At 34.8% G+C, this 12,679-nt stretch carries 10 protein-coding genes; 5 read left to right on the forward strand and 5 right to left on the reverse strand.

The window, feature by feature from the left end; genetic code table 11:
• The first annotated feature begins 611 nt into the window (after nt 1–611).
• From GCQ56_RS16450 to GCQ56_RS16465, 4 genes are all read left to right on the forward strand, one after another.
• On the forward strand, nt 612–1,340 hold the full coding sequence (locus GCQ56_RS16450) for a polyprenol monophosphomannose synthase (RefSeq protein ID WP_299994250.1): 729 nt from the start codon (nt 612–614) through the stop codon (nt 1,338–1,340).
• 33 nt (nt 1,341–1,373) lie between these two features.
• A complete protein-coding gene (locus GCQ56_RS16455; RefSeq protein WP_152735632.1) occupies nt 1,374–2,714 on the forward strand; it encodes a dihydroorotase in 1,341 nt (446 codons plus the stop codon).
• A gap of 24 nt (nt 2,715–2,738) precedes the next feature.
• Nucleotides 2,739–3,230, forward strand: a complete 492-nt coding sequence (locus tag GCQ56_RS16460; protein ID WP_152735633.1) for a hypothetical protein — start codon at nt 2,739–2,741, stop codon at nt 3,228–3,230.
• A 61-nt stretch (nt 3,231–3,291) separates the two neighbouring features.
• Nucleotides 3,292–4,233, forward strand: a complete 942-nt coding sequence (locus GCQ56_RS16465; protein WP_152735634.1) for a 2-hydroxyacid dehydrogenase — start codon at nt 3,292–3,294, stop codon at nt 4,231–4,233.
• A gap of 61 nt (nt 4,234–4,294) precedes the next feature.
• Here GCQ56_RS16465 and GCQ56_RS16470 read toward each other — a convergent pair whose 3' ends face one another.
• Both GCQ56_RS16470 and GCQ56_RS16475 read right to left on the reverse strand, forming a co-directional pair.
• A complete protein-coding gene (locus GCQ56_RS16470) occupies nt 4,295–4,933 on the reverse strand; it encodes a hypothetical protein (protein WP_152735635.1) in 639 nt (212 codons plus the stop codon).
• 189 nt (nt 4,934–5,122) lie between these two features.
• A complete protein-coding gene (locus tag GCQ56_RS16475; protein ID WP_152735636.1) occupies nt 5,123–5,662 on the reverse strand; it encodes a hypothetical protein in 540 nt (179 codons plus the stop codon).
• Between the two features lie 339 nt (nt 5,663–6,001).
• On the opposite strand from GCQ56_RS16475, the gene GCQ56_RS16480 reads away from it, so the two are divergent.
• Complete coding sequence (locus tag GCQ56_RS16480) at nt 6,002–6,625, forward strand: hypothetical protein (RefSeq protein WP_152735637.1); 624 nt, start codon at nt 6,002–6,004, stop codon at nt 6,623–6,625.
• Nucleotides 6,626–6,688: 63 nt separating this feature from the next.
• Here the strand turns inward: GCQ56_RS16480 and GCQ56_RS16485 are convergent, their stop codons facing one another.
• The 3 genes from GCQ56_RS16485 to GCQ56_RS16495 form a co-directional block, all read right to left on the reverse strand.
• Nucleotides 6,689–7,648, reverse strand: coding sequence for a methylenetetrahydrofolate reductase (locus tag GCQ56_RS16485; RefSeq protein WP_152735638.1), 960 nt, complete (start codon nt 7,646–7,648; stop codon nt 6,689–6,691).
• A 91-nt stretch (nt 7,649–7,739) separates the two neighbouring features.
• Nucleotides 7,740–11,411, reverse strand: a complete 3,672-nt coding sequence (gene metH / locus GCQ56_RS16490) for a methionine synthase (protein WP_152735639.1) — start codon at nt 11,409–11,411, stop codon at nt 7,740–7,742.
• Between the two features lie 8 nt (nt 11,412–11,419).
• Complete coding sequence (locus GCQ56_RS16495) at nt 11,420–12,679, reverse strand: aspartate kinase (protein WP_152735640.1); 1,260 nt, start codon at nt 12,677–12,679, stop codon at nt 11,420–11,422.

The following is a 12,679-nucleotide window of genomic DNA, read 5'->3' on the forward strand; positions in this document are numbered from 1 at the left end:
TTTTGAACTTTTTTTTGAGATCGAATACTTGTAAAAACCTTATAAATACTAGTACTTCACAAGATCTCCTTCCTCTAAAAGCGGCTGCAAAGATAAAGAATTTAATTCCTCATTTCCTAATGCAAACCTGAAAAAGTTTCAAAAAATTTAAATCCGAATTTTAATTTCACAATCATTGACTATTTCCTCAAAATTCAAACACTCTACCGTTGTAAAGCGGGTGCAAAGATAAGCTATACTATTCCATTTTTCCAAATGCATTTTGCAAACTTTTACCTTACCGCAACTTAACACACTGGTTACCTGACTAAAAAAAATACAAGAAAGATAAAAATAGCGAATAGTCCTTCTATTTTTTTATCAATTTAAGCATTCGCTATTATATGGCTCACTTACTAGAAACATCCATTAGGGATAGTAACGATATCCTTTTTTGAAAAATGAAAAAAAGATTAAATGAATAGCCCGACCAAGCACTTTCTCAAAAAAGTGGTTGGTAATGGTCCACAAAAAAATACAATTTTAAGCTTTTTAACAATTGTGAAGAAAGGAATTTAGGTAGATATACTATCTTCGTGTTACAAAATTGTAAAAACATTAATTCTCTAAAGGTGACAGATAGACTTGTTATTATACCGACCTACAACGAAAAAGAAAATATTGAAGCCATAATAAGAAAGGTATTTTCACTGGAAACTGCATTTGATATTTTAGTTATTGAAGACAACTCTCCAGATGGAACAGCTGATATCGTTAAAGGTTTGCAAAAAGAATTTTCGCAACTTCATATTATAGAACGAAAAGGTAAACTCGGGTTAGGTACTGCCTATATTACCGGATTTAAGTGGGCATTAGCAAACAAATACGAATACATATTTGAAATGGATGCTGATTTCTCGCATAACCCAGAAGATTTGGTTCGTTTATATGATGCTTGCGCCAATAAAGGCGGTGATATGGCCATAGGTTCACGCTATGTTTCCGGTGTAAATGTCGTAAATTGGCCTATGGGTAGAGTTTTGATGTCGTATTTTGCATCCAAATATGTAAGAATAGTTACGGGAATGAAAATTCACGATGCTACAGCCGGCTTTAAATGCTACTCTAAAAAGGTTTTGGAGACCATTAATTTGGACAAAATCAGATTTAAAGGATATGCTTTCCAGATTGAAATGAAATTTACGACCTGGAAATTTGGTTATAATATTATTGAAGTACCTATTATATTTACAGATCGTACAGAAGGAACCTCGAAAATGAGTGGTGGAATTTTTAATGAAGCCGTTTGGGGAGTGATTAAAATGAAGCTGAGAAGTTTTATTACTAAATACGAAAGATAGATTTTCACGATAACTTACAACTAAACAACCAAAATGTCGACTTATCTTATTAAAAATGCCTTACTAATTAATGAAGGCAAAAAATTCGCCGGAAGTGTTCTAATTAAAGATCAACTAATAGAAGAAATATATACCACTACTCCTGCGAATATTGAATCAGGATGCAAAGTGATTGATGCAGGAGGAAAATTACTAATCCCGGGTGTTATTGATGATCAGGTTCATTTTCGTGATCCGGGAATGCCACATAAGGGAGATTTGTATACAGAATCGAGAGCGGCAGTTGCCGGTGGAACCACCTCTTTTATGGATATGCCTAATGTAAAACCTCAAACCATTACCCAAAAATTGCTAACTGAGCGATACAAACTGGGCTCTGAAAAATCGCTGGCTAATTACTCATTTTATATGGGTGCTACGAATAGCAATTTGGATGAAATACTTAAAACGGATCCTAAATCGGTTTGCGGAATCAAAATTTTCATGGGTTCATCCACTGGTAATATGTTGGTTGATGATATTGAAACTTTATCACAAATTTTTGAGAAGGCTCCTTTATTAATTGCAACTCATTGTGAAGACACTCCTACCATTGATAAGAATCAGGCTGAGTATCAAGCAAAATATGGCGATGATATTCCAATTGAATTGCATGGAGAAGTTCGAAGTGCAGAAGCTTGCTACAAATCATCATCAAAAGCAGTTGAATTAGCAAAAAAATACAACACAAGATTGCACATTCTTCATTTATCAACAGGTATGGAAATGGATCTGTTTGACAATTCGATTCCAGCTAAAGAAAAAAGAATAACTACAGAGGTTTGTATTCATCACTTATGGTTTAACGATCAGGATTACCTGAGCAAAAAATCGAGAATTCGTTGGAATCCGGCTGTTAAAACTAAAGATGATCAGGAAAAACTTTGGAAAGCCTTGTTGGATGACAGATTAGATGTTATCGCAACGGATCATGCTCCACATACAGAGGAAGAAAAAGATGGTAATTATATGAACTCTGCAGGTGGTGGTCCATTAGTTCAACATTCTTTAATTGCTATGATGGAACAAGCTCGTATGGGAAAAATTAAAATGGAGAAAGTGGTAGAAAAAATGTGCCACACTCCTGCTGAAATTTTCCAGGTTGAAAAACGAGGATTTATCCGAAAAGGATATTTTGCAGATTTGGTATTATTAAGCGAAGACAATTGGACTGCTACAAAAGAAAACACTTTATATAAATGTGGCTGGACACCTTTTGATGGTCAGAAATTCCAATATAAAGTAGAAAAGACTTTTGTTAATGGTCATTTGGCATACGATAATGGTACTTTCGATGAAAGTAATAAAGGAATGAGATTGACTTTTGATCGATAAATGATTTTCAAAATAATATAGAAGATGAATAAATTCTATCCTATTATAGCAGCTCTGATTTTTTCAGGGCTGTTTTTGTTTTCATGTAAAAGTGATCATTCTCAACAAGAATTAGTAGCATCTGGTAAAAAGATCTCCGATCCAATTACTTACGAAGTGGTAATTAAAAATCCAAATACTGATGATGATTGGCTTGAGGAGTGCTTGGCAAATACTCACACTGAAGAATTTGTATCGGATATTTTAGCCGCTGTTAAAAATGAAACACTTCCAGCTTTTGACTACTACGACAATCATCAATTAACAACTAATGAAATAGAATCAATCATATCTGAAAATAGTTTGGAAGATAGAGTTGGTAAAATTCAATTCGAAGAAGATTGGTATTGGGATAAAGATCAGTTACAACTTAAGAAAGAAGTAAAAAAGATAATGTTTGGCTATGAAATTTATGATTCACAAGGAAAACTAAGAGGCTATAAAGCCAGTTTTGTTGTGAATTTATCGCAGAAATAATCCTATTTCAATCCATCCGGAAAATACTACATTTGTAACTCAAAATTTCTATTCGCTAATCATGAAAGTATTATTTATAGACTCCACTCACCCTCGCTTATTAGAAATGCTTCAAGAAGCTGGGTTTGATTGCACTTATGCTCCTGAAAAAAACAAAGAAGAATTACTAACTATTTTTCCTGAATTTGATGGTTTTATTATTCGCAGCAAATTCAAGCTTACCAAAACAGAACTGGATTTGGCTACCAATCTTAAATTTATTGGTCGTGTGGGAGCTGGTTTAGAAAATATTGATGTGGATTATGCCGAAAGCAAAGGCATTAAATGCTTCAATGCTCCTGAAGGAAACCGAGATGCAGTTGGCGAACATGCGGTTGGCATGCTACTAACACTCTTCAATAATTTATGCCGTTGCAATTGGGAAGTTCGAAATGGGAAATGGCGCAGAGAAGAAAATCGCGGCATCGAAATCATGGGTAAAACTATTGGTATTATTGGTTACGGAAATATGGGTGGCGCATTCGCTCAAAGACTGAAAGGTTTTGGCTGCAAAGTTATTGCTTACGACAAATACAAAACTGATTATTCGGATGAAAATTGTGAAGAAAAAGAACTGAATGATTTATTCGAACAATGCGATGTAGTAAGTCTACATGTACCTCAAACAGAAGAAACCATGTTTATGGTGAACAATGAGTTTCTAAATAAATTCCAGAAGCCAATTTTCCTAATTAATACAGCAAGAGGTAAAGTTGTTCGAATTGCTGATTTGGTTAAAAATTTAAAATCAGGAAAAGTAAAAGGTGCGTGTTTGGATGTTCTTGAATACGAAAAAACATCTTTTGAAGATCTACATGCTTCGGAATTGCCAGCCGAATTTCAATATTTGATTGAAGCTGAAAATGTATTGCTGAGTCCTCATGTTGGAGGTTGGACGCATGAATCGAACATAAAGCTTTCAGAAGTTACGGCTCAAAAAATTATAAATGAATTTGCACAATAAATACAAAAGCATCATTTCTATTTAGACATGATGCTTTTTTTTATCTGGTATTGAACCAATTCTAATATTGTGCAACCAAATCCTCTTCTTCAACTCTAATAGTAAGTTTTTTAAGCTGTTCAGCCAGATCATATAATATTTCTATTTTGGATGAATCAATAAACCAATCTTGCATTGTATAAATTCCAAAATGTGACTCCCCTTTCAATCCTGGCACATAATCCATATTCATCATGTTCACACCTATTCGGAGTCTTAAATCAAAAGCAAAAGCTTTTAATATCAGCTTTTGAACTTTAGAACTCTTAAAAATTTTACTGGTTCCAATTCCATCGAATTCTTCAAAAACCACTTGAGAATCAAAATCAACGTTACCGGTTTTATAACCTTTCTTTTTCGAAAACAGACTCATTTTATCTAAAATGTCTTTTTTCCGAATGCAAATCTTCAATGATTTAGGAAGAGGTACAGAAAAAAACACACCGCTATAAATTGCTTGTTTATCTAATCTACGAGAATCACCAAAGCAAGCAAAGTATGTGTTTCCCAACCCACTTTCTGGAATATATACCAATCTGCGATGATAGGTTACCGGGTGTAAGGCATTAGAAGGATAAGCTTGTTCTGTTAATTCAATTGTTCGATGTGTTTTTTGGGCAAAATCATTTAATTTCTGGATAGTGGTTTTTTCTTTTTCCATAGTGAGTTTTTAGGTTGAATGGTTATAAAGCAAATTATTATCTTATATTCTGTGTACTAGCTTATTAATTTACTGCAAATACAACTAAGAAACAAAATAGTTTATTCAACATTTATCAACATTCAAATAAATTACTCCAAACAAAAAACTCAGCAAAAGCGGAGATTTATATCAGAAATAATAATTGTTTTAAAAACCATAAGCCATTCCAAAACCAAAATAATGATAAGCCTCATCGGTTAATTCTATTTCCGATTCCATAATTAAAGACCAGCCATTGCCAACAGATACACGAATTCCGATTGGAACCCATAGAGGAATTTTTGTTTCATCACCAAAAATAACATCCATATCCAATCCCGTAATTAATTTTGTTCCTGATACAAGTGGAACTGTAACATTTGCTGATCCGTCTAAACCAAAATCATGAAAATGATGAGCTCCAGCAGATAGAGACAGGTTTTTACTAATCCCAAATTCTACATCTCCTCCATAATAGGTTTCATCTCCAAACGCACCAACTTTTGCTCCAATATCAATATTTCTACCTACACCAACTCCGGCATGAAAAAACATTTGAAAATCGGTTGTCCCATCATAAACCAATAAAGATGGTTCAAAACCAATAGCTGCTTCTCCACTCCTTAAAATTCCTGATGTGTTGAATACTTGAGCTTTCGCAAACATCACTCCAAAAATTAACAATAATAAGATTAGTCCTTTCTTCATTTTATTCAATTTTAGTATTAGTTTAACTGCAAATGAAGGGAAAATATTGCTTTCCATTTCTAAGGAATTCTTATTTTTTCTAAAAAAATAAGAAACTATATACGTGTAATTCTATTTTAAATTGTCTTACTCATATAATGCTAAAAAATTTGAAACTTTAATTTCAAATTAAACATTTTCATATCAATTAAATCTCAACACTGAAGAAGAAATTGGAGGTTTGATTGTTTACTAATCTGTGCTAGACACATACTTCAGTTTTGCTCAATAGAGTAAAACTGAAGTATGTGTCTTTTTTATTGTATCAAATTGAATTAATAATCATTAAATATTTTAATTATGAGTAAATCAACTGTAAACACTTTCTTTATTTTAATCATTACTTGTTTATCTTTTGTTGCTTGCAGTAGCAGTGATAAAGTCAATAATAAAACATCTTACGGAATCTTTAAGGTGAGTGATAATAATGAAAGTATTGAGATGAATGGAGTTATCAATAGCAATTCGCTGAAAAATTTTAATGCACTCCATAAAGCTTACCCAAACATCAAAAAAATTAACATTAAAGAATGTGAAGGATCAGAGGATGATGAAACCAACCTGAAACTATCTTTAAAAGTTCATCAAATTGGATTTGAAATTCACATTAATAATGGCGGATTGGTTGCCTCTGGTGGAACAGATTTCTTTTTGGCTGGTACTAAAAGAACTGTGGGTGTTGATACTAAAATTGGTGTTCACTCATGGGGAGGAGAAGATGATAATGGAAAAGAGGTTACTGCAACTGATTTTCCAAAAGGTCACGAACATCATCTGCCATATATTACATACTACAAGAATATTGGTTTTACTCAGGAAGAATCTGAGTCGTTCTACTATTTTACTATTAATGCTGCTTCAGCAAATGATATCCACTGGATGACCAAGGAAGAATTAAGCAAGTACAAAGTTCTAAAAAATTAAGACCAAAACACCCCTCTATGGCTATGAACAAAGAGGGGTGTTATTTATAAATTAAATAATTTCTTAGTAAACCGCTTTTGCAATATCTCGCACACAATTCGACGCCATTAAAGTATAAAAATGCAAAGAAGGAACACCATGCTGGATCAACTCTTTAGATTGTTGAATTCCCCACTCTACACCAACCTGCTTTACCTCTTTATTGGATTTGCACTTGCGAACTTCAGCTGCCAACGCTTCCGGAATATCTGTTTTAAATATCTGTGGAAGCACTGTTAACTGGCTTAAAGCCGATATTGGTTTAATTCCAGGAACAACAGGTACCGTAATTCCAGCATCACGAACTCTTTTTTCAAATTCAAAGTATTTCTGATTATCGAAGAACATTTGTGTTACGATATATTCAGCACCGGCATCAACTTTTTGCTTTAGCCAATAGATATCAGAATCCATATTGGGTGCTTCCTCATGTTTCTCTGGATAACCAGCTGTACCAAAAGAAAATGGTGTTTCGAAAGGATCCACATGAGTTCCGTCTAAAAATTGACCACGATTGATATCGTTTACTTGTCCTATTAAATCCAAGGCATACTTGTGCTCACCTTCGGTAGGAATAAAATCATGACGAGGCGATGAATCACCTTTAAGTAAAAGAAGATCATAAATGCCCAAAAAATTTAAATCCAAAAGAGCATTTTCAGTTTCCTCTGGCGTAAAACCACTGCAAATTACATGAGGAACAACTGTTAGTTTGTATTTATTTTGAATCGCAGCCGCAACTGCAACCGTTCCTGGACGTTTTCTGGTAATTTTTTTCTCGAATCCTCCATTTCCTGATTCTACAAATACCACCTCATCGCGATGAGCAGTAATATTAATGTACTTGGGATCGAATTCTTTTAACTTTTCAATAGTATTGAAAACCTTATATATACTGTTTCCTCTTAAAGGTGGCAACAGTTCAAAAGAGAAATGTGTGGTTTTATTCTCAATTGCTTGATTTAAATGTTCGATTACTTTCATTGGTTATTAATAGATGTGAGATGTTAGATATGAGTTTTGAGAAAATATCTGCTTAATAATTCTCATATTTAAAATCTTAAAGTCGTATAAATTATAATATTGCACTTAATAGTTTTCTTGCTTTTTCTTCATTGATCCCTTTGCGATCAGCATAATCTTTAACTTGATCCTCCTTAATCTTATCTATTGAAAAATAGATTGCATCGGGATGTGCTAAAATCAATCCACTTACCGATGCTGCCGGATACATTGCATAACTCTCCGTAAGTGTTGCTCCAATTTGCTTTTCAACATCCAAAAAATCCCAAAGAACTCTTTTTTCTGAATGCTCTGGTAAGGATGGATATCCAAATGCCGGACGAATTCCCTGATATTTTTCTCTCAGCATTTCTTCAACTCCTAAATTTTCTCCATTGGCATATCCCCAATCTACTTTACGAATTTGTTCATGAAGTAATTCTGTGTAAGCTTCGGCTAATCGATCTGCCAAAATCTTAATCATGATACTATTGTAATCATCGTGATTATCTGCAAACTTGTTCAAGCTCTCTTCAATTCCCAATCCTGCTGTTACAACAAATGCACCTACATAATCAATTTTTCCAGTTTCAATAGGAGCAACAAAATCGCTCAAGCATAAATTACTCAATCCTTTCGAAAATTTTTCTTGTTGACGAATGCTGCAAAATCGAGTTAATTCCTGACTTCTATCCTCATCAGAATATAATACGATATCATCATCAACCGCATTGGCTGCGAACAATCCATAAACTGCACTTGCCTCTAATAAATTCTCCTTTTCAATCTCATCGAGCATGCGATTGGCATCATCGAATAATTTTTTAGCCTCATCCTTTAAGTCAGGATCCTCCATTATTTCGGGATACATGCATTTCAATTCCCAAGCTACAAAAAAGAAAGTCCAGTCGATATATTTTCTGATTTCTCCAACAGAAAAGTTCTTCTGAACTTGCAAGCCGGTTTTATTGGGTTTGTAAATTGGTGAAGCATTCCAATCCATTGCCTCTCGATTTGATCTGGCTTCGGTCAGACTATAATATTCCGCCGATTTTTGATTGGCATGCTCATCTCTAACTTTCTGATATTCTTCCTTAATATTGTCCAAAAAATCTCCACGCTTGTTTTTATCACACAAACTTTTGAAAATTCCAACAGATTTTGAGGCATCAACAACATGAACCACCCCATTTCCGTAGTTAGGCTCTACTTTAACTGCCGTATGCAATTCCGATGTTGTTGCTCCACCAACCACCAAAGGAATATCAAATCCTTCGCGTTTCATTTCTTCAGCTACAAAACACATTTCCTCCAACGAAGGTGTGATTAATCCACTCAAGCCAATAGCATCAACATTTTCGCGCTTGGCAACCTCTAATATTTGAGAACATGGAACCATAACACCCAAATCGATCACTTCGAAATTATTGCAACCCAAAACAACATCAACAATATTTTTACCAATATCGTGAACATCACCTTTTACAGTAGCCATTAGTATTTTGCCTGAATTACTCGCATCCGCCAAAGTGTTTTTCTCTTCCTCTATAAAAGGCTGAAGGTAGGCAACTGCCTTTTTCATTACTCTTGCTGATTTTACAACCTGAGGCAAAAACATTTTACCATCACCAAACAACTCTCCTACCACATTCATACCATCCATTAATGGTTGTTCAATCACATCCAATGCACGCGGATAACTCTGACGAGCTTCTTCTACATCTTCTTCAATGTGATCGGTAATTCCTTTCACCAAAGAATAGGATAAACGATCAGCACAAGATTTTTCTCTCCAGGCATCTACTTTTGCCTGAGATTTACCTTCAGATTTTAAACCTTCGGCAAATTCAATTAGTACTTCAGTTGCGTCTGGCTTTCTATTTAGGACAACATCTTCTATTTTCTCCAGTAATTCAGATTCAATTTCATCATAAATCTGTAACATTCCAGGATTTACAATTCCCATATCCAAACCTTCTTTAATGGCATGATATAAGAAAACAGAGTGCATTGCTTCGCGAACTACATTGTTTCCACGAAACGAAAAGGATAGGTTACTGATACCTCCACTAATTTTAGCATGAGGTAGATTGGCTTTTATCCATTTTACTGTCTTTATAAAATCGACTGCATAGTTATTATGCTCTTCTATTCCAGTAGCAATTGCCAATACATTAGGATCAAAAATGATATCTTCAGCAAGAAAGCCGATTTTCTCTGTTAATATATTGTAGGCTCTACTACATATTTCTATTCTGCGCTCGTACGTATCAGCCTGACCTTTTTCGTCGAAAGCCATTACTACGGCAGCAGCCCCATATCTTTTTATTTTAGTAGCATATTCAATAAATTCACCCTCTCCTTCTTTCAGAGATATGGAATTCACAACACTTTTTCCTTGTACACATTTCAATCCCGTCTCTAAAACTGACCATTTAGAAGAGTCTATCATGACCGGTACTCTTGAAATTTCAGGTTCGGATACCAAAAGCTTTATGAAAACATCCATTTCCTTTTCTGCATCCAACATAGCATCATCCATATTAATATCGATGATTTGTGCTCCGTTCTCCACTTGAGATCGCGCAATAGAAAGTGCCTCTTCGTATTTTTCTTCTCGAATTAAGCGTGCAAATTTTCTTGATCCTGCCACATTGGTTCGTTCACCAATATTCACAAAATTACTTAGTGAATTAATTCTCAATAATTCCAATCCACTCAAGCGAGTTTCCTTCTCTACCTTAGGCAATTCTCTTGGAGCAGCATCTTTTACAGCCTCTGCCAAAGCTTTAATATGTTCCGGTCTGGTTCCACAACAGCCACCTAGAATATTTATTTTTTTACCATCGAGCAACTCTCGCAAATCGCCACGCATGGTTTCCGGTGTTTCATCGTATTCTCCTAGTTCATTTGGCAATCCGGCATTTGGATATACACTCACATAAACTGGCAATAAGTTATCCAACTGTTGAATAAATGGCACCAAATCTTTTGCTCCAAAAGCACAATTCAATCCAATACTCAACAATCTGTCATTCTTCATCGAAGTAACAAATGCTTCTAATGTTTGACCAGAAAGTGTCCTTCCACTTTTATCAGTAATGGTTCCCGAAATCATGATCGGAATATCCAAACCTCTTTCTTCCAACAACTGATCAGCAGCAAAAACCGCAGCTTTGGCATTCAATGTATCAAAAATAGTCTCAATCAATAATACGTCAACTCCACCATCAAGTAAACCACTAATTTGTTCAGAATAAATTCGAACCAAATCATCAAAACCAACATCTCTGTAACCCGGATCTTCCACCTTTGGTGACATAGAGGTTGTTTTATTAGTTGGACCAATTGCTCCTGCAACCCAACGAGGAGTACCCGGATCGAGCTGATTCATTTCATTTACAGCTTCGCGCGCAATTTTTACAGATTGCACATTCAACTCATAGGCAACATCCTCTAAACCATAATCCAATAATGAAATGGCATTTGCATTAAATGTATTGGTCTCTATAATATTAGCTCCTGCCTCCAGAAATTTGCGATGTATCTCTTTTATAATTTGCGCTTGAGTTAAACTCAATAAATCGTTGTGACCTTTCTGATCATTAGAGAAATCAGCAAATCGGTCTCCTCTAAAATCAGATTCCTTCAACTCATAGGACTGAATCATGGTTCCCATGGCTCCGTCCAGAACTAAAATTTGTTGTTGTAAAGCTTCTCGTATGCTAATGTTTTTTTGCTCCATTCTCTATTCTAATTTGCCACAGTTAGATAAATCGCAGTATTTGTATTCTTCTGTTCCACCAAAATATGATGTTTTAACTGAATTTCTTCAATTGTCATCGGATTATAATGCCTAACGGTTATTAACTCAAGGTCATTACTTACATCCACTTCGTATTTTTTTCCCAATTCAGCTATCAGATCTTCTATATTTCTTGCCGAACTGTTGGCGCAAAATGCAAAACTGACAGCGGTGTTTTGAGTAAAATTAAGCTTTATTCTAAATTTTGTCACGAGAGAAAAGATAAAAACAAGATCTTTTTCACCTATAAATGAAAAATTTAGAGGTTTCAAACTCACCATAACCTGTTTTTTCTTCACAATATAATTAGGCAATAATGGCTGAGGCTGCTCTCCCTTTGTTATTAAAGTACCTTTCTGTGAAGGATCGATAAAGGATTTTACCCACAAAGGAATCTGTTTTGCCTGCAGAGGTTTTATTGTTTTTGGATGAATAACTCTGGCTCCGTAATACGACAACTCAATTGCTTCATGATAAGGAATCAAATCCAACTTTGTGGTAGTATCGAAATAATCCGGATCTGCATTTAAAATCCCCAATACATCTTTCCAAATGATCATTTTATCAGCATTCAGCAAATGCGCCAAAATTGCAGCAGTATAATCCGATCCTTCTCTACCAAGAGATGTTGTGTTTCCTTTATCATCACTTGCTATAAAACCTTGAGTAATATATAAAGCCGTTGATTTGTCAACAAACTTTGTGTTTACTTTCTCTTTCGATGATTCCCAATCAATATTTGCATCAACGTAATTGTCATCGGAATCTAAACAAGTTCGAATATCTACCCATTGGTTTTTTTGTCCAATCTGATTCAGGTAAGCTGAGATGATAGTTGTGGATAAAAGTTCTCCAAAACCAATCACCTGATCGTATTCAAAATTGAACTTATCAGATGATGGTTTTGAAATTTTGGTTTTTAGCTCGATGAAAAGACCGTTTACATCAGTTGCGACAGTTGCAGGAATTTCATCGAATAAATCATCAATCACCAAAGTGTGGTTCTTCTCCAGTTGATTGTAAAACTCCCAAACTTTATCGCTTCCCGAAAAATAAGCATCTACAAGCTCCTCCAACAAATTAGTGGTTGTACCAATTGCCGAAATCACTACTGTTAATGGGCGTTTTACCACACCAATAATATTGCAGATGTTTTTGATAGCGGTAGCATCCTTAACCGACACTCCACCAAATTTGTATATAATCAT

Source organism: Marinifilum sp. N1E240 (assembly GCF_009295825.1).
Classification (GTDB): domain Bacteria; phylum Bacteroidota; class Bacteroidia; order Bacteroidales; family Marinifilaceae; genus Marinifilum_A; species Marinifilum_A sediminis.

Excerpts from the sequence above, each read along its gene's own strand:
- GCQ56_RS16455 (WP_152735632.1), top strand. The coding sequence starts at position 1,374 with ATGTCGACTTATCTTATTAAAAATGCCTTACTAATTAATGAAGGCAAA.
- GCQ56_RS16460 (WP_152735633.1), top strand. The coding sequence starts at position 2,739 with ATGAATAAATTCTATCCTATTATAGCAGCTCTGATTTTTTCAGGGCTG.
- GCQ56_RS16465 (WP_152735634.1), top strand. The coding sequence starts at position 3,292 with ATGAAAGTATTATTTATAGACTCCACTCACCCTCGCTTATTAGAAATG.
- GCQ56_RS16470 (WP_152735635.1), bottom strand. The coding sequence starts at position 4,933 with ATGGAAAAAGAAAAAACCACTATCCAGAAATTAAATGATTTTGCCCAA.
- GCQ56_RS16475 (WP_152735636.1), bottom strand. The coding sequence starts at position 5,662 with ATGAAGAAAGGACTAATCTTATTATTGTTAATTTTTGGAGTGATGTTT.
- GCQ56_RS16480 (WP_152735637.1), top strand. The coding sequence starts at position 6,002 with ATGAGTAAATCAACTGTAAACACTTTCTTTATTTTAATCATTACTTGT.
- GCQ56_RS16485 (WP_152735638.1), bottom strand. The coding sequence starts at position 7,648 with ATGAAAGTAATCGAACATTTAAATCAAGCAATTGAGAATAAAACCACA.
- metH (WP_152735639.1), bottom strand. The coding sequence starts at position 11,411 with ATGGAGCAAAAAAACATTAGCATACGAGAAGCTTTACAACAACAAATT.
- GCQ56_RS16495 (WP_152735640.1), bottom strand. The coding sequence starts at position 12,679 with ATGATTATATACAAATTTGGTGGAGTGTCGGTTAAGGATGCTACCGCT.